This is a genomic window from Limosilactobacillus walteri (assembly GCF_014830205.1).
GTDB lineage: Bacteria > Bacillota > Bacilli > Lactobacillales > Lactobacillaceae > Limosilactobacillus > Limosilactobacillus walteri.
Map to the genome: position 1 here is coordinate 19,398 of NZ_QORN01000015.1, position 19,118 is coordinate 38,515.

The 19,118-nt window shown below is 37.8% G+C and carries 16 protein-coding genes; 6 read left to right on the plus strand and 10 right to left on the minus strand.

Translation table 11 applies throughout. From position 1 onward, the window contains the following. Positions 1-62 precede the first annotated feature (62 nt). The 3 genes from hisS to DTK66_RS03950 all read right to left on the minus strand — a co-directional run bounded on the left by hisS (position 63) and on the right by DTK66_RS03950 (position 3,484). Complete coding sequence (hisS, locus tag DTK66_RS03940; protein WP_153931535.1) at positions 63-1,340, minus strand: histidine--tRNA ligase; 1,278 nt, start codon at positions 1,338-1,340, stop codon at positions 63-65. Positions 1,341-1,662: 322 nt separating this feature from the next. Next, positions 1,663-2,862 (minus strand): MDR family MFS transporter, encoded by a 1,200-nt coding sequence (locus tag DTK66_RS03945; protein WP_191667853.1) that lies wholly within the window; start codon positions 2,860-2,862, stop codon positions 1,663-1,665. Position 2,863: 1 nt separating this feature from the next. Continuing rightward, positions 2,864-3,484, minus strand: a complete 621-nt coding sequence (locus DTK66_RS03950) for an LVIS_2131 family protein (RefSeq protein WP_153931435.1) — start codon at positions 3,482-3,484, stop codon at positions 2,864-2,866. A gap of 229 nt (positions 3,485-3,713) precedes the next feature. Between DTK66_RS03950 and DTK66_RS03955 the strand changes: the two genes are divergently transcribed. Next, a complete protein-coding gene (locus tag DTK66_RS03955) occupies positions 3,714-3,899 on the plus strand; it encodes an LBP_cg2779 family protein (RefSeq protein WP_003665077.1) in 186 nt (61 codons plus the stop codon). Positions 3,900-3,979: 80 nt separating this feature from the next. Here the strand turns inward: DTK66_RS03955 and DTK66_RS03960 are convergent, their stop codons facing one another. Continuing rightward, complete coding sequence (locus DTK66_RS03960) at positions 3,980-4,924, minus strand: LacI family DNA-binding transcriptional regulator (protein WP_153931436.1); 945 nt, start codon at positions 4,922-4,924, stop codon at positions 3,980-3,982. A 432-nt stretch (positions 4,925-5,356) separates the two neighbouring features. Here DTK66_RS03960 and DTK66_RS03965 point away from each other — a divergent pair, with 432 nt between their 5' ends. Together DTK66_RS03965 and DTK66_RS03970 are read left to right on the plus strand one after the other, a co-directional pair. Continuing rightward, the gene (locus DTK66_RS03965) at positions 5,357-7,081 is read left to right on the plus strand and encodes a LysM peptidoglycan-binding domain-containing protein (RefSeq protein WP_191667854.1); all 1,725 of its coding nucleotides are present in this window, start codon (positions 5,357-5,359) and stop codon (positions 7,079-7,081) included. Positions 7,082-7,247: 166 nt separating this feature from the next. Beyond that, positions 7,248-7,565, plus strand: a complete 318-nt coding sequence (locus DTK66_RS03970) for an ArsR/SmtB family transcription factor (protein WP_076460125.1) — start codon at positions 7,248-7,250, stop codon at positions 7,563-7,565. Between the two features lie 102 nt (positions 7,566-7,667). Here the strand turns inward: DTK66_RS03970 and DTK66_RS03975 are convergent, their stop codons facing one another. The 6 genes from DTK66_RS03975 to DTK66_RS04000 all read right to left on the minus strand — a co-directional run bounded on the left by DTK66_RS03975 (position 7,668) and on the right by DTK66_RS04000 (position 13,607). Continuing rightward, positions 7,668-7,904: a hypothetical protein gene (locus tag DTK66_RS03975; protein WP_191667855.1), complete on the minus strand. Its 237-nt coding sequence runs from the start codon at positions 7,902-7,904 to the stop codon at positions 7,668-7,670. Between the two features lie 98 nt (positions 7,905-8,002). Further along, the gene (locus DTK66_RS03980; RefSeq protein ID WP_191667856.1) at positions 8,003-9,985 is read right to left on the minus strand and encodes an ABC transporter ATP-binding protein/permease; all 1,983 of its coding nucleotides are present in this window, start codon (positions 9,983-9,985) and stop codon (positions 8,003-8,005) included. 89 nt (positions 9,986-10,074) lie between these two features. Further along, a complete protein-coding gene (locus DTK66_RS03985; RefSeq protein ID WP_153931433.1) occupies positions 10,075-10,770 on the minus strand; it encodes an ABC transporter ATP-binding protein in 696 nt (231 codons plus the stop codon). A gap of 17 nt (positions 10,771-10,787) precedes the next feature. Then, complete coding sequence (locus DTK66_RS03990; protein WP_191667857.1) at positions 10,788-11,846, minus strand: ABC transporter permease; 1,059 nt, start codon at positions 11,844-11,846, stop codon at positions 10,788-10,790. A gap of 12 nt (positions 11,847-11,858) precedes the next feature. Continuing rightward, positions 11,859-12,371, minus strand: coding sequence for a TetR/AcrR family transcriptional regulator (locus tag DTK66_RS03995; protein WP_191667858.1), 513 nt, complete (start codon positions 12,369-12,371; stop codon positions 11,859-11,861). A gap of 225 nt (positions 12,372-12,596) precedes the next feature. Then, on the minus strand, positions 12,597-13,607 hold the full coding sequence (locus tag DTK66_RS04000) for a zinc-dependent alcohol dehydrogenase family protein (RefSeq protein WP_153931430.1): 1,011 nt from the start codon (positions 13,605-13,607) through the stop codon (positions 12,597-12,599). A 562-nt stretch (positions 13,608-14,169) separates the two neighbouring features. Between DTK66_RS04000 and DTK66_RS04005 the strand changes: the two genes are divergently transcribed. The 3 genes from DTK66_RS04005 (at position 14,170) to thrS (ending at position 18,860) form a co-directional block, all read left to right on the plus strand. Next, on the plus strand, positions 14,170-15,759 hold the full coding sequence (locus DTK66_RS04005) for an Nramp family divalent metal transporter (protein WP_368356241.1): 1,590 nt from the start codon (positions 14,170-14,172) through the stop codon (positions 15,757-15,759). 266 nt (positions 15,760-16,025) lie between these two features. Next, a complete protein-coding gene (locus tag DTK66_RS04010; protein WP_191667860.1) occupies positions 16,026-16,727 on the plus strand; it encodes a hypothetical protein in 702 nt (233 codons plus the stop codon). Between the two features lie 324 nt (positions 16,728-17,051). Next, positions 17,052-18,860, plus strand: a complete 1,809-nt coding sequence (gene thrS / locus DTK66_RS04015) for a threonine--tRNA ligase (RefSeq protein ID WP_153931427.1) — start codon at positions 17,052-17,054, stop codon at positions 18,858-18,860. Positions 18,861-19,118 lie beyond the last annotated feature (258 nt).

The following is a 19,118-nucleotide window of genomic DNA, read 5'->3' on the forward strand; positions in this document are numbered from 1 at the left end:
TTAATCTGTAAACTAAAAAAGAGGTTGCGAGATTTATCAATTTCGCTTGCCTCTTTTTCTGTTTACTTCAAATATTGTGCTGGATTAGCAATAAAGTCAGCTACTTTTACATCAACTGCATCTTTTGTTGCTGCATTCTTTAATTGAAATTCTCCTTCTTCTACTTCACGAGAACCAAAAACAGCAAAATACTTTGCGTTACGTCGGAAAGCTTCTTTGATTTGCTTACCGACTTTCACACCACTGTAGTCCTTATCAGCAATGATTCCATGTTGACGTACCTTACTCAAAACTTCAAACGCTAATTCATCCCCTTGAGCATCGGCACTGGCAAAGAAAACATCTAACTGATCTTGCGGTGCAAATTCAGGGTTTTCCTCTTGGAGAAGGAGCATCAAACGTTCAACACCCATCCCGAAGCCAATACCACCTTCTTCAGGACCTCCTAATTGATTAATTAATCCATTGTACCGTCCACCAGCACAAACAGTGGTAAATCCGCCGCCGAAAACTGAAGAATCAGACATAATTTCAAAAATCGTATGGTTATAATAGTCTAATCCCCGCACCATATTGGTATCAATTTCAAAATCAATCCCTAGTTTTTTTAATAAGGATTGAACTTCATCAAAATAAGCTTGGGATTCATCATCAAGATATTCTAAGATTGATGGTGCTTCTGCGACAATTTTCTTATCGCCAGCATCCTTGCTATCTAGCACCCGCAATGGATTTTTATATAAACGTTCTTGAGAGTCCTTGCTTAATTCATCATAATGTGGTTTTAAGTAATTAATTAATGCTTCGCGGTAGTCTTCGCGAACTTTTTTATCACCAAGCGTATTAATTACTAGTTTGACATTTGGCACACCGAATTTCTTAAAAAGGGCCATCGCCATTGAAATAACTTCGACATCAATTTGTGGTGATTCATTATTTAACGCTTCAACCCCAATTTGATGAAACTCACGTTGACGTCCTGACTGTGGCCGCTCATAGCGAAACATCGGTCCCATATAATAAACTTTATATGGTTTGGGATATTCCGGTCCATAAAGCTTATTTTCAACGTAAGCACGAACAACACCAGCTGTACCTTCTGGACGAAGCGCAATATGACGGTCACCCTTATCATGGAAATCATACATTTCCTTTTCTACAATATCAGAGGTATCCCCAACATTCCGTGAAAAAACATTATAATCTTCAAACATGGGCGTCCGAATTCCACGATAACCATACTGGTTAAAAACTTCCCGTGCATTTTGCTCTACTTTTTGCCAGAGACTCGTGGTTCCCGGTAATATATCTGCTGTTCCCTTTGGCTTTTGATATTCCATTTCATATTCCCCTTTCGTTATGTATAAAAACAAAGCCCCCTAAGACTTATTAAGCCTTAGAGGGCGATATTAATCACTGTTCCACCTCTATTTACAATAACCTCACAGTCACTGCCTCATGAAGTTTGAAATAACTTCTGACGATAACGGGTCAACCGAAATAAGCTACTATGTTTTCACCTATTCAGCTAGTAGAGGTGAATCATGCCTACTACCAGTTCTCAATACTACTGGTTCCCTGTTATTTACGTAGGTATTTTGTTTCTACATCAATGCTTTTATAATACATAGTGATTTTACCATAGCTTCCCCATTTTGGGTATTATTTCTCAAAATTAAGATGACGTTGTAACCGGTGAAGGCGCCATAAATAAATGCAAATAACCAGAAGAGTAGTAATCATCATTCCGAAAACAGATAAAAAGAGGGCTTGATAACTTCCTTTTTCAATAATAAAGCCTCCGTATAACGGACCGATTGCTCGTCCAATTGACATCATAATATTAAGCAACCCCTGATAATGGCCTGCTTCATCTACATTAGTCAATTGCGTAATCCAGGCAGGCAACCCTGCAAAACTCGTCATTTCGCCAATGGTTAAAATAACAAAGTCTAACACGAACGCTCCCAATGTTCGGGCAAAAATCAATAAAAAAAACGAGCAAGCAAAAATAAAAATCCCAATGATGATTTGTGTCGATAGTCTCATATAGGGGCTTAACTTATTAACCAGTGGTTGTCCGACAATAATCAATACCCCGTTCAATGTCCATAACATACTATATGCATAGAATGGTATTCCCATATTAGTCATATGAACAGCCATCACACTTTCCCACAAAGAGTAACTGAGGTGAATTGTAATATAATTTATCAAAATAAACCAAACAAGAATAATCCAGCGACTATGCAATTGTTTAGGAACATGTTGATGATGCTTAGTAGCAGCTTTTTCTTTCAGTGCCGTCAGCTTGACATTGAAAGTTAATGTTACTAGCATCAGCAGCATTGCATAAAAAATAGTTGCGACAGCAAAAACAACTACTACACTAATTGGTAATAAAATTCCAACAAGCAAGGTTCCAATAACTACCCCAATATTAAACGCCATATAAATGTAATTAAAAACATATCGTGAGGTATGACCGCTTACCATTGCTCCATAAGAATTCACAATAGTTGCATTAATTCCATCGCCAAAACTATTTATCGTAATTAAAACGGCATACCATGGCCAATCATGAATAAAAATCAAAAGAAAAATTGCAATTGTCGATAAACTAACGCCTAATAACGCTGTTTGATACTGTTGCCAATGATCAAATAGCCACCCACCAAGGTAATTTCCGCTCATCATTGCAATAGACATAATAAGCATTACAAAGCCTGCCGTTGTCAAGCTTTGTCTAAGATAGTCATGAAGATACATCGTAGTTAGCGGCCATAAAAAAGCGGCACCAGTGTTATTCAAAAGACTAGCAAGTGCCACCCATTTTAATTTTACTATTTGTTGTGTTTTCATCTTATCTTTCAGAAACCATATCAGCAGACGGTACCCGCAGTAAAGTATATGTGGCGGCATTCCGATTTGCCTTTAATCCCAAACCGTTTATTATCGTATTTTTATACTTTACGTTCATCACGGCTGCAAATGCATGACCGGTTTTAGCGTCTTCTCTTTCCAGCTGCTTCTTATCCCATGGTAAAGCACTAGCATTTAAGTTAATAATTCTAGAACCATCGGATACTGAACCAAATCGTGAATTTGTCGTATACTTATCATCTCCAGCCCAGTAAGTATATGAGACAATCGGGTGCTTGCCACTTTTACTCCGGGTTGCTAAAACATAATAAAAATCATCAGACTTATTCCCCATTTGGAGCGGCTGACACGTAATCGACGTCCTTGTTTCTTGGTGATTATTGATATCAACTGGTCTAAAGAATGTTAAGTAAAGCATGCTGCCTAACCAGGCCAATGATACAATTAGCAAAATTATGTAGCGAACCACCAAGCTGCTTTCCAATACCTTTTTTGTCTTAGCAATCAGCATTAACTGGTGTACTCGAATATAATGGATCACATAGCAGAAAAAGAGAATCGAACATATCCAAGATACCCATCCTAACCAATTCCAACTCATAACTTATCCATACCCCATTCTCTAAAAATATTTACCTTGATTATCACACAAATTCACCCGCTTGTCGTCAAATCTAATAAACAAACGGATAAATTTAAGAAAATAACTACTAGGATAAGTTCAAACTGTGCTAAACTAAATTTTGGTAACAAACCGTGTCTTGATTTAGAATAGGACATAAGGAGAATATTAATTCAATAATTCCATTCATTAAGGAGGAGTTTATTTCATGGACAATTTGAGTGAGCTTGCTCAAGAATTGATTAACTTTGAGCGTGAAAATGACTTAAATGATAATGAAGTTGCTTTCGGCAGTCACCTATCTGTTGAACGGATTCACGAGATTAAATCATCCAACACCCCAGTAACTTCAGAAGAAGTCGAATTGCTTCAACGGTTCATGCAAAGTAAGTAATATTACGGCTTATGCCATTTTGGCAATTTAGAGAGAAAATAAAAATAGTGCTTGTAGCCTTGATGCCACGAGCACTATTTTTATTTTGGCTGATAAAATTCAACCGGAATCGTTGTTGTTGTAATGTTTTCATTTGGAGATTTAATCCGTTTCATTAATGTTTGAATTAACTCATGCGCTAATTCGGGAATTGGTTGAATAACTGTTGGCAAGTATGGCGCTATCTTCCTAATCAAATGTGAACCATCGTAGCCAGTGATAAAAAAGTCACTATTCAATTGTTTGCCAGCTTGACGATAAAGATTATAGATAGTTAATGCTTGAACATCATTCGAAGCAAGGACCCCGTCATAATCTCCTGGGAAAGTCGCTTCTAAGTCTAACTCTTGAATTGCTAATGGTTCAAAATCAAGATTTTGCTTATTTAGAAAATCAAGTGCTCCCTGAATCCGATTAATCGTTGGTGACACGGACGTATCCTCGTCGACAATAACCGCTAAGTGCTGCACATGATGTTCAACTAGATACTTTGCTGCCAATTCGCCACCATGGTAACTATCTGCGGCCACAATTGGAACATTATCTGCTAAATATCGGTCAAATGATACAATCGGCGCAGTCAATTGGTGATACTCATCAATATCAAGGTTATGTGAACTTGATATTATCCCGTCTACCTGATTAGCCATTAACATATTTAAATATTCATGCTCTATCTCAGGATTTTGTGCTGAAGAGGCAATAATCGTCTTATATCCCTTTTTAAACAGTTGATGTTCCAATTCATTAGCTAATTCGGCAAAAAAAGGATTGGTTAGGTTTGGAAAAATTAAGCCGACAAATTTTGACGGTTTTCCTTGCATTGCCCGCGCTAGCGCGTTTGGCTGGTAGTTCAACTCCCTCATCGCTGCATGAACCTTATCAATTGTCTTTTGACTCAACGAACCATAATTATTGATTACCCGTGAAACTGTGGTTACTGAAACACCAGCCAGTTGGGCGACATCTTTTAATTTAGCAACCATTTTAAAACTCCTCGTTTACTACTCATTTCAATCAATTAATAATTTAAACTACTTTATTATAGCCTACTGTATTTGAACAATCGATGATTATTTTTGAACTTAATTTACAATTCTCTAAAAAGCATTATAGTTACATATGTTTATTCTGTCATTTGTTTTAAATTGTTTTTCAATTGATAAAAAGGACATATGAATCAACTAATTATTGATTTAACAAGACTTAAACAACGGATTTAAAGCTTTTACCGTACTATCCATCCCAAATTAAATTGACGATAATTGAAATTAATGCTAGTTTTATAGTAGTTGAAATCTTTAGAACTTCTTAAACATTTTAGTGCTTTTTCAGCATTCTAATTTATGAAATGATTAACAAGCCACTTATAAATATTGCGTTTAAGAACTTTAATATATAAAAAGGAGTCTCTGCCAATGAATCGTCAATCTAATACTGATCCATCAACCCATTTCAAAATGTATAAAAGCGGAAAGAAATGGATGTTTGCCGGATTAACTGCCGTCACCTTATTAACTACTACTGGTGCCGTTGCCCATGCCGCCGATAATGCACCTGCAACGTCTGCTCAACCGGTCGCTGCTACCAATAATCAAAGCAATAATGACAGTAACAGTGCTTCAAGTGCTACCCAAAGTACCGTTTCAAGTGCTAGTGCAACCCCTGCAAGCAGTGCAACCACACCTGAAAGTCAGGCTTCATCAACCGTTGCCTCTGCTGCCACTCCTGCATCTTCCCAAGCCAGTGAACAAAAGCAGGCAACTCCAGCTACTCCACAAGCTACTAGCGCCAGCCAAGAAAATACTACTGATCTCAATAGCCTCCATTTTAGTAATAATGCATCACAACAAGCATTTATCCAAAGCGTTGCTCCTGGCGCTATCGAAGGTTGGAATAAATACAAAGTCCTTCCTTCAGTTACCGTTGCTCAAGCTATCGTAGAAAGCGGCTGGGGTCGTTCAGGCTTATCTACGCAAGCACATAACCTTTTTGGAATTAAAGGTTCATACAATGGTAACTCAATTACTATGCGTACTCGTGAAGTTTACAATGGTCGTAGCGTATATGTAAATGCTAACTTCCGGGCTTATGCAAACAATTCTGAATCAGTGGCTGACCATGGTCGTTTCCTTAACGTAAATAGCCGCTACCGTAACTTGCTTGGTGATACTGATTATGCTTCAGTTGCAAGAAAACTTCGCCAAGACGGCTATGCTACTGATCCAAATTATGCTAGTACTTTAATTCGTTTTGTTCAAACGTACAACTTAAACCAATTAGATGCCGTCGCACTATCAGGCAAAGTTGTTACTAACAAGCAAACAGAAAGTGCGCAAACACCAGAAACAAATGTAACTGTTTCAAACACTGGTTACTACACGGTTAAGGGCGGCGACACTTTATCACGAATTGCAGGTGAGTTCAATACTACTGTAAGTAAGCTCGCATCATTAAATGATATCCACAATGTTAATCGGATTTATGTTGGTCAGCGGCTATTAGTTCGGCAAAATGCTAACCAACAACAAAACAATACGCCAGCAACACCAGCTAAGCAAAATAAAGCTAAGAACGACAATAACAATGTAAATACCTACACTGTTCAACGTGGTGATACGCTTTCTGGCATTGCAAGCAAGTTCAGCACTACTTATAGTAACTTGGCGCAGTTAAATCATATTACTAATCCTAATCTAATTCGGGTTGGCCAAGTTCTAACTGTTCGGCAAAATAGCCAAGCCAGTTCTTCAACGCCAGCTAAGCAAAATAACACTAACCACCAAACTAGCGTAAGCAATGGTACATATACCGTTCAACAAGGAGACACCCTTTCTGGTATTGCCGTACGTTTCCATACCACTACCTCAGCGTTAGCTTCCTCTAACCATATTAGTAATCCAAACTTAATTCGGGTTGGTCAACAACTACATGTTAGTGGAACAGCTACGAATGTTCGCTCAACTAGTACACAGACAAACAATTACCGTTCAACCACAGGGCACGGCAGTTATGTAGTCCAAAACGGTGATTCGCTTTCCAAGATCGCTGCCTACCACGGATTAAACTGGCGAACAATTGCTGCTAAGAACAACATCCAAAGTCCTTACACTATTTTTGTTGGTCAACGTTTAGCATTGTAGTCCCTTTTCAATAAATATATTTATATTCAATAAAAGTAAGAAGTATAAGAAAATCTATACTTTTTGCTTTTTTTGTTTTAAAAACGTCTTCGTCTGTTTTAGAATAAGAGTAAGCAGTTTATTATTAATATTCACGAACTAACATTAGGGAGTTTATAGAAAGTAAGTGGTATTTATCGTGGTAAACCGTCGGACGACTGATATTCCAAACGTTAATAAAATCAGCCAATTATTTAAGTTGCTTGGCAATCCGAAACGATTGCAGTTATTATATCTGCTTATTCAACATTCAATGAGCGTTTCAGAAATTAGTATGAAGTTGAACTGGGAACAATCGGGGGTGTCCCACCAACTGCAGCTATTACGAAAATATAATTTAGTTCAGCAACGTCGAGAAGGTAAAACCGTAATTTATCATCTCGAAGATCCACAGGTAATGACCTTAATTGCCGATGTTTTGAGTCATGCTGAAAAAATTATTTAATTTAGTGAATATTAATTGGGATCCTCCAATTGTAATTAAAGAAGGACGTTTAGAACTCATTCTAAGATTAACTTAGTACATGACTTCTAAGCGTCCTTTTTGTTAGTCGATAAATCGGATCTTAAACTTTTCATTCTCTAATATACCTTTTACAATTAGTGACTTACCATCACGAAATTGCGTTTTATCTAGCCAAAAACCTAAATGCGCATGGCTATAAAACTTAAAACTGTAATGTGGTACAACGCCATTATCTTTAACCCTCATTACACCTTGGGTACCATCAGAACAGGCAACGGTTTGTGATTGATTATTATTGTGAACATATATTGTTGTCAAGTTCAACACCTCCAAATATAATTATACACTATTTTTCGGCTTGCCTAAGAATAATTTTTAAAAAATAAAAAACACCAATTTAAATTGGTGTTTTTTCGCTAGTCAGCTGCTAAAGCATCGATTGGATTAAGATTGGCTGCTCGTCGTGCTGGGAGAAGGGCCGCAATAAATGAAATTACAACCGCAATCACAACTGCAAAAATAACGTTTCCAAATGTTATTTGGACAATATTGTACTTAATTAAACCATACAGAGCGTGGTTTATTATTACCGTTACAACTGCCACAATTATTAAAGCCAAGAGTGCTGAAAACAATCCAATAAAAACAGATTCCGAAGTAAATAACCGCCGAATATCTTTTTTTCTTTCTCCTAATGCTCGTAAAATGCCGATTTCTTTTGTTCGTTCCGATACTGACATATACATCGTAACAATAATCATTAAAGCTGATACCAGCAATGAGATTCCTGCAATTGATGCAAGAACAGTAGATGCAAGACTGACGTAAGTATTCACCGTTTTTAGGATTGACCCAACTGTTACTGCGCCTAAGACACGCTTATTATTGCCATCTCTAAGGTCATCAATTTTGTTAGCAACGGTTTGAACTTTATCAAGGTTTTTAACATTTACTGTTACAACATTCGCTGCTGTTGATGCATTTGCGTCCCTTAATAATTGTTGCATCGATTGGTAGGTAATTGCGGTGGTTGTGCTGGCACCTTCTGTAATACCGGCGACTTTAAATTTCCCGGTCACTGGTACTGGATTATTATTCTTATCAACCCAATTAAATGACAATGTAATTGTTTTCCCTACCATCTGCTTATAATTTTTAGCACTCAAAAGCTGAATTGCCTGCTGCTTAGCAAGAACAATTTCACCATTTTTAGGCTGATGGCCTTGCTTCACTGAGTCCGTAGTATTTGCCTTACTCCAAGTGTTAAGTGACGTCCCACTTTGTTTGTTGCCATTATAAGATAACTGGTAAGCACTAACTAAGATTCCCGGTTGAACAGACGACACATTGTCAATCCTACTAAGCCGCTTTATATTATGATGACTGATTGTCATCGATTGCGGATCGGCAGCCATTGTTTGGCCGAGGGAAGACTGAAGTTGTTCTTGGGTCATTTTCTTCCCCGTTGTATTCTTAAAAACTGTTATCGCTTGAGGATTGGCTAATGAATTGATTTGATTTTGAATATAACCATTAATTCCATTCCCTAATCCGCTAAAAAGCAACACAGCAAAAATACCAATTGCGGTCCCTAGCATAATTAATGAATTCCGCCAGAAATTATAAGTTAAATGCTTGAATGCTGTCCGATAGCTAGCCATTGCGGGTAAAGTTCGCGGAGTAATATTTGTTGGGTCAGGCGGAATTGGATATGAAGGGCGTAATTCCTCATCACCATCGATTTTTCCATCAGCTAGATGAACAATTCGTGTTCCATTATCAGCTACCTCTTGGGAATGGGTTACTGCAATTACTAATTTCCCATCACGAGCAATATTATCTAAAAGTTCTAGAACCTCTTGGGTATTTTTGGAATCAAGCGCGCCAGTTGGTTCATCAGCAATGATAATTTGTGGATCGCTTGCTAATGCGCGGGCAATTGCTACCCGTTGTTTCTGACCACCCGACAAGTGATTAGGGTGTTTTTTCACTTGATCTTTTAGCCCAACTTTATCTAATAGCTCTAACGCCCTTTTACGTCGTTCTTCCTTAGATAAGGTTGTCATATCTAAAGCAACTAGCACATTATCTAAGACAGTTAAATGGGAGATCAAATTATAGGACTGATAGATATAGCCTACCGTTGCTCGCCGATAGCTATCAAGCTGCTTTTCTTTTTTATGATCTAAAATCTTACCATTTACTAGTACCTCACCGTTAAAGTCACGATCAAGGCCACCAATAATATTCATTAGTGTTGATTTTCCACCGCCAGATTCCCCGAGGATTGATACGAATTCGCCTCGCTCAAATTGAAGGTTAATTCCCTTAAGAACTGGAAACTCTTCTTTATCGAGGTAATATGATTTATAAATATTTTTTAGTTCTAAAAAAGCCATTTTGCCCTCCCCTTACCATTAATAAGTATCATAATTATAACAATAGTAAGGACAAAATATAAACTTCCTCAATAATCCTTTACCATTACTTATACTATTTCCTGGGGAATTTTATGTTCCTCAGTAAGTTTCCCGTCAGCTAATTCATAAACGTGATCGGCATATTTTTTCAACCGTAAATCATGCGTAACGGCAATTACAGCTTTTCCTTTTTTCTTAGCCATATCATGAAATAATTGACCAACAATTCTTACTAAATTACTATCAAGGGCTGCTGTTGGTTCATCGGCAAGAATTATTGCTGGATCAGTATATAAAGCACGGGCAATAGCAACCCGCTGATTTTGACCACCAGATAGTTCAGACGGGTATTGTTTTAATAAGTTTTTAATTGCCAATTTTTCTAGTAATTCTTCAAACATTTCACGTGAAACGTTACCGCTTTTCTTGATCTTATCGACAAGCTTAAATTGGTCGGCAACATCTAGATAAGGGAGCAAATTATACGATTGAAGGATAAAACCAATCTTTTTTAGCCGTAACTCATCACGTTTTTTCGGCGAAAGTTCCTGTAGGTTAATTCCGTCAATCAGCACCTTCCCAGAGGTTGGTGTTTGTAGTCCACCAGCAATTGTTAGAAATGTACTTTTTCCTGAGCCGGATGGTCCTAGGATCAGGTTCATTTCCCCCGCCTGAGCAGTAAAATTAATATCTTTTAAGACGTGAACCCGACTAATCCCCTGACCATAATACTTATTAACGTTTAAGATTTTCATTGTCGACATAAGGCATACCTCCTAAATTAATTTAGTGCTTTTACTGGGTCAATTTTTACAATCATCCTTACTGGTAGAAGTGATCCAATCATCCCTAAAATAATCAGTCCCACGGCCATTAAAGCAATTATCGGCCAATTCATAATCACAGGTACTGATGTCGGAATAACTAATTTAGTAATGAATGTTAGTAAAATTCCGCCCAAGACCCCACATACCATCAAAATAACAGACTGGGTTATTGTCGCTAAAATAAGGTGACGGGCCGGAATCCCTTGCGCACGCATTACCGCATAGTGACTAATCTTTTGCATCGTTAAAATATATAAGAAAACCGCGATAACAATCAATGAAATTACCATTAAAAAGCCAATCATAAACGTAAATGTATTATTTTGGGCTGAATATCCAGGCAACTTATTAATAAATTCTTTAACTGGATAATGCTCCAGTTTAGGATAATCATTCTTACTTAGCCGCTGGTCCGAAAATACTCCACTTGCAACAACTTGATTATTTACACCGCGTAAGTTACGCCATGTCGATAAATCGCCATATACAACCGGTGCAACACTCATCTTGGCATCTTTTACGAATCCGACAATTTTATATTTATCGTTTTGCGAATTGATGGTTACTTGATCGCCTAAATGGTAGCCGTCATGCTTTAAGCTTTCATCAACAACAATCTCATTACTCTTTTCTGCTTTATGACCACTCGTTACTTTAACCTTTTCCCGGGAAATAAACTGATCTGGATCAAGCCCGATAAATTGAACGCTTTCCTTGCTGGCACCACCTGTTTTTAATACAACTGGTGCTTGACCGACGAGTGCTATATGTTTCTGTTCTTTGGTCGGCAACTGATTCCGGGTAATTAACGATTGGCTGAGGTTATCATTGCTATTTTTATTTAGGAACACAGTTTGCGTCCCCCATTCTTTAATTGCAGCATCATTCTCATTTTGTAGTCCTAACATCATTCCCATTAAGAAAAACATCAAATAACTAATCAAAACAATCATGGCTGTAATTAACCCATAATGGAGTTTTTCATGCTTCATCTCTTTAAGTGCTAAAAACATGTTTCTTACCTCCTATTGCAATAATGCGGATAGTGCTTTAGCTAGCCTTTCTATTGCTTCTTCTTGCTTTGCTGGCTGAAGAAGACAGTCTTTAATTGTTTCATGACTTAATACCATCACTCCCCACTCTAAGTCATTATGCGGTTTAATATACGGATTCGATTCATCTCTTATTAAGCCTTCATTTGTTTGAAAGTGTAATTTCATAAAATCGCGATAACGACTTCCATTAATCTCATTAACAAAAGCTTGAATTTGGTCAATATAATCACTTGCTGTCAACATGTGGTTTGATTGCGTGATTGGGGTGTGAATATCTTGAATAGCAACACGATACATATACTGATATGCGTCCCGTAAATCATCAAAATACTTATAAAATGCGCCACGGGCAATTCCAGCCTGCTTTACAATCCGTGCTACTTGCGCACTAGCAAGACTATGACTACTAAATTCTGTTAATAGTGCGTCATTAATGTGATTCTTTTTTTCTAAATTCAAATTCTGAAATGTTGTGCTAGGCATTATTTTCCCTCCAGCCATCCAGTGACACCGTGTCACTCATCAAAGTAGCTTAACTTTAACACTCAAGTGACACCATGTCAACATTTAGGGCAAAAAATAAAAAAACCACAATTTTTGAAAAAATCAAAAATCATGGTTCAAATTCTAATTAAAGAAGTAAGAAAGAGAAACCAGTAAGCTAACTCAGCTCATTCCCTCTAATTTTTATTTCTTAGCATATAAAGACTAAGCTTCCTCGCCGCCAACCTTTACAACAGCTTTTGAAACTTTGCCTAACTTACCACTGACAAAATCTTCTACTCCATCAAGATCAAGTTCATGGGAGAAGAGTGGAAGAGGATCAACAACGCCAGATGAAAGAAGCGCAATTGAATCTTCAAATGTGTAAGGATTGATGAATGCACCTTGGATAGTAAGCTGCTTTTGGAAGACATCGTAAGTGTTTACTGAGAACTTGTCATCAGGGTTACCAACACCAAACATTAATACTTGTGCTCCACGAGCAGCTGCGCCAAGAGCTTGTTCTTGCGTTGCAGGTAAACCAACAGCTTCGACTACAATATCAAACGCATCAGCAGGAATTTCTTCTTTGGTAGTGTTAATTGTCTTAACGCCAAAGTGCTTACGGTTATTTTCAAGCTTTTCATCAGAGCGGCCTGCTAAAGTAACTTCGTGAATTCCCCGAGCCTTTAAAATTTGAGCAAATAATTGACCTTCAAAACCATCACCCAATACTAAAGCCTTTTGGTATGGATGAGTTTCAAGTAAATCAACACCGTGCATTGCACATGAAATTGGTTCAACAACTGCTGCTGCCTTTAGTGAAACATCATCAGGAATTGGGTATACAACCTTAGCAGGAGCTGTGAAGTATTCTTCAAAACCACCGTTCCGGGTAACACCAACAGCGTCAAGGTGTTCACATAATTCTGGACGTTGTGTCCGGCAGTACTTACATTGGCCACAGTAGATGTTAGGGTCAACAGTTACACGGTCACCAACCTTAACGTTAGTAACTTCTGAACCAACCTTAGCAACAACACCTGAGTTTTCATGTCCTAATACAATTGGAGGAACAGCAGATGCTGAGCCAGGAAGACCTGCATATAATGCCTTATCAGTACCACAGATACCTGCATAGGCTGTATGAATCAAAACTTCATCAGGTTTGATTTCAGGTTCTTTAATATCTTCAATTTCAAGTTGCTTTTTACCTGTTAAAACAAGTGCCTTCATATTCAAATACCTCTCTTGTGAATTTAATCATTTGTCAAAAGCTAGTATAGTGTGAAAACGCCTTAATTGTCAAACGTCCAACAATTATCTCACATTCTTTTTTGGTTACTAAAACGTTAAACTTCATCCCCGCTTCAGTCAATAAATGCCCATTTAACAGCATTCACTGAAAAATAGTAAATTTAAAAGATTTTTTTCTTCACTAAGTATTATCCAAAGTTCAATCCTGAAATAAATGGTTTTACCTAGCATCCAGATGTTACGACAATTTCACAAAGTCTTTTTTACGATTACTGCAAAAATGTATTGTAGAATATTTCTACTATAAATATACTATTTAAACTTTTGAAAATTTTTAACTTTTTTCGTAAGCGCTTAACATACATTAGGCAAGCCAAACATTATCCCTCACCAGCCCTCAACAAACGTTCAAAAGGGTAATATAACGGTGATTTTCCATTGCAGGATATATTTTTTTATGTTACCCTAACAAAGTATTCGAACTAAGTTAATTATGATTTCCAATCTAATTAACAAAAATTAAATGAAAGGTGGATTTGGCGTGGACGACACAAAAAATCAACACCGTAAGCATCACTTAATTGAATATGCTAACGGTAAGTCACTGGCAGAAATTAACGGGACTGTCGAAGTTCCCCAAGGAAAGGGATTCTGGCGAACATTATTTGCATATTCCGGCCCTGGTGCGTTAGTTGCTGTTGGATACATGGATCCAGGTAACTGGTCAACATCTATTACTGGGGGACAAAGCTTCCAATATACCTTAATGACTACTATCTTGATTTCAAGTTTGATTGCGATGTTGCTTCAATACATGGCGGCTAAACTCGGAATCGTGAGTCAAATGGACCTTGCTCAGGCAACACGGGCACGTACCGGTAAAGCATTAGGTATTATTTTGTGGATTATGACTGAATTAGCAATTATGGCTACTGATATCGCCGAAGTTATTGGTGCAGCCATTGCTTTAAACCTGCTATTCCATATTCCGTTAATTCCAGCTGTATTCATTACTGTTCTTGATGTTTTAGTATTACTATTACTAACCAAGATTGGTTTCCGAAAAATCGTAGCAATCGTAGCTTGTTTGATTTTAGTTATTTTGTTTGTTTTTGCATACCAAGTAGCACTATCCAATCCTAACTGGGGTGGTGTATTTATGGGGCTACTTCCTTCTGCAAAAGCTATTGCTCAGCACCCAGAAATTGGTGGAATTACGCCATTAACTGGTACTTTAGGTATTATCGGGGCAACTGTTATGCCACATAATTTATACCTCCACTCGGCAATCTCTCAAACACGGAAAATCGATCATAACGATCTCGACAGTATTCGTCAAACCGTACGTTTTACAACTTGGGATTCAAACATTCAATTATCCCTTGCATTTATCGTTAACTCCCTGCTTTTAATTATGGGGGTTGCCGTATTTAAGACGGGTGCTGTTCAAGACAGTTCTTTCTTCGGACTATACGATGCCTTAAATAATACTTCAATGCTTAGCAATCCTGTTTTAATTGCAGTTGCTAAATCCGGAGTATTGTCAACACTGTTTGCTGTCGCCTTACTTGCTTCTGGACAAAATTCAACCATTACTGGTACCTTAACTGGACAAGTTATCATGGAAGGATTCATTCACATGAAGATGCCTCTTTGGGCACGTCGACTTGTAACTCGGATTATTTCCGTTGTTCCTGTTCTTGCTTGTGTTGCGATGACTAGTGGTGAAAATACTATCCAACAGCATACTGCTTTGAACCTTTTAATGGAAAATTCACAGGTATTCTTAGCCTTTGCTCTTCCATTCTCAATGTTGCCATTATTAATGATGACTAACAGTGAAGTAGAAATGGGTGAATTTAAGAATCGTGGCTGGGTTAAAGTCTGCGGTTGGGTTTCTGTAGTAGCTCTTACTTTCTTAAACCTATATAACCTTCCAGCTACTTATGAAGGTTTCGGTCTTTGGTCAAAAGGAACCTCAGATGTCTTAGCATATATCACAATTATTGTTATTCTTGTCCTCTTAATTTGGACATGTGTTGAGCTTTATAAAGGTGATAAACGCTTTGCTGCTGAAGGAAAAGGTTTCGGCCAACATGAAGCTCAATTAAAAGAAGCTGCTGAAGAATAATTTCAAAAAGCTGAAAAGTTTTTCAGCTTTTTTTATTTTGTTAATGTTCTTTCACAAAATATTCATACTTAAACGGTATAGTATAAACAATCCCTAATATAAATAAACCCCTATTTTTTCTTCTATACTATCCCCCTCAAAATAGCTATGAAGAAATACAAAAGATGGTCGGCCCCTTATGAGTCGGCCATTTTTTAATACATCTAGCATCTCCATGGTATAATAAGTAACTAGATATATTACTCATTAAGTATGAGGTGAAATCATTGAATAATAAGCAAGACAATAATCAAAATAATGAAAAGCGTCGTCCAACTCGGGTTGAATTATATGACACACCAAAGCCGGGTGAAGAAAAAAAGAAGCGGTCACTCTTTAGTCGCAAGCCAAAACAACCAGCGCCGCGTAAGCACAATCCCACCAAAAACACCAGCGCAAAGAAAAAGAACCCCTATGGTATCTCTCGGCGGATGTTTAAGGTTATCTTGGGATTTCTTTTAGTTGTCCTAATCGCTACAATTGTTATTTTCTTAGTAAAACAACAAGATCCAGTCAATGTTGACAATAGTGATACAACAGTTTCTACAAGCACTTCGTCGCATAAAAAGAAACATAAAAAAAGCAGCAGTAATAGTAGTAGTCACAAGCATCGTTCTAGCAATGATAATAACAACGATGATATTCAAGATACCTACAGCATTTCTTCCCCTACCCGTTCTAATAATGCCTCAACAAGAGACCAGCATTCTACAAATCAGCAACAACCAACTGCCGGGTCTACTTCAACACAGCAACCACAACAACCAACAGAACATCATGATCAACCTAATAACGCAGGGCAACAATCGAATAGTCAACCATCCTCTAATAACTCTGGACAACAATCAAGCCAAAGTAACCAAAATAATAATTCGCAACAGCAGAGTAATCCGCAACCAGTACAGCCCCACCAAAATACTACCCATTAATTTTGTAAAAAGGGTTGTCAATAGTTTATAGCGTGCTATAATCAAGACAATTGATTGAAGGATAAGCATATTCTGAATCCTCTACAGAGAGCAAATACCTTGAGTGGAAGTATTTGTGAGCGATGATGATTGATGTACCACCTTCCCTTATTATTAGCCGACATAAGGCTAGTCGGATCGTGTCCGTTACTGCACCTTAGAGAGGATACTACTAGTGTGTCCTAAAGATGGGTGGAACCACGCTAATTATTGTTAATTAACGTCCCTGATGCTTTTAAATAGGCATCAGGGACGCTTTTTATTTATATTAAAGGAGAGATCACTATGGCTCAAGTTGCTGTTATGTCCCCAGATGGATCAGTTAAAAAGATCGATCGGGATTCAAAAGAAGGATTAGAAGCATTACGTAAACTTTCAGCATTAATGCTAAAAGCGGCTTTAAAGCAAGAATTTAAGGGTATCCGTCTCGGTGAAGCTGTTGCTGATGAAGATGGGTTCCATGTAGACTCAGATAAGGATAATCAACAAGTTTCGGCAGATGAATTACCTGCTCTTGAAGACGTCATTAAAGGAATGGCAAAGAATGATGTTAAGGTAGAATTTGTCGAAGTTCCTGTTGATGATGCGCTTGCTGAAGTTAAAGAAGACCGGTTCTCAACAGAATTAATCAATGAAAATGCCAAAGATGGCATGATTGCAATGTATCAATTAGGTGATGTTAAAGCTGTTGCTGACGATGATATCCTCCTATATGGTAATGTTGTTAAGAACCTCCGCTTACTTTCCGTTGCTGGTGCTTACTGGAAAGGTATGTCATCAAATCCAATGCTTCAACGAATTTATGGTACTGTTTTCTATAAGAAGGATGCTCTTGAAGAAGACCTAAAGAAACGTCAAGAAGCTAAGGAACGTGATCACCGGGTTATCGGTAATCAACTTGACCTCTTCTTTGTCGATCCAAAAGTTGGTGCTGGTTTGCCATACTGGATGCCAAAGGGTGCCACTATTCGTCGGACAATCGAACGTTACATCATTGACCGCGAAGTTGCCGATGGTTACAAGCATGTTTATACTCCAGTCTTAATGAACCTTGATGCATATAAGACTTCTGGCCACTGGGAACACTACCGTGACGATATGTTCCCGCCAATGGACATGGGTGATGGCGAAATGCTTGAATTGCGGCCAATGAACTGCCCAAGTCATATTCAAGTCTACAAGCATCACATCCGTTCATACCGTGATCTACCATTACGGATTGCCGAACTTGGTATGATGCACCGTTACGAAAAATCAGGGGCGCTTTCTGGCCTTCAACGGGTACGTGAAATGACTTTGAATGATGGTCATACTTTTGTAACCCTTGACCAAATTCGTGCAGAATTTGCTAAGATTTTAAAGCTTATCATGAGTGTTTATGAAGACTTTGATATCACTGATTACAGCTTCCGTCTTTCGCTCCGTGACCCTAAGAACGTTAAGAAGTACTATGCTAATGATGAAATGTGGGAAAAGTCCCAATCAATGTTGAAGTCTGCAATGGACGACCTTAACCTTGATTACTACGAGGCTGAAGGTGAAGCTGCTTTCTATGGTCCAAAGCTTGATATTCAAACTAAGACTGCTCTTGGTAACGACGAAACAATGTCAACTATCCAGCTCGACTTTATGCTTCCAGAACGTTTTGGTCTTACTTATGTTGGTCAAGATGGTAAAGAACATCAACCAGTTATGATTCACCGTGGTGTTGTTGGTACCATGGAACGGTTCATTGCTTACCTAACTGAAATTTATAAGGGTGCTTTCCCAACTTGGTTAGCTCCCGAACAGGTTCATATTATTCCTGTTAACGAAGACGCTCATGGCGAATACGCTGACGAACTTGCTAAGAAGATGAAGGCTGCTAATATTCGTGTTGTTGTTGACCACCGTAATGAAAAGATGGGCTACAAGATTCGGGAAGCACAGACCCAAAAGGTTCCATATACTCTTGTTGTTGGTGATGACGAAAAGAATAATAATGGTGTCTCAGTACGTAAGTATGGAGAAAAGGATCAAAATGAAATGAGCCAAGATGCATTTATGAACGAAATTCTTGCTGATATTGCATCTTACTCTCGTGAAAACAACTAAATATCCTATTAAAATGGCTTATCACAACTTTGTGAAAGTCATTTTTTTATTGTAAATTTCATAAAAAATAAATAATGAACATAACCTTAACCACAAAGAATAAACCGTTTTCGACTTATTAGTGAATTTTTGGACAACCTAAAACACCCTGTTGACATTGATATATAAAGCTTTTATAGTAGTAAACGCTCGCTACTGAGCCACTAAAATGATAATTAATTACTTAAAAAATAAAATCAATCAACGGAGGTATTTACA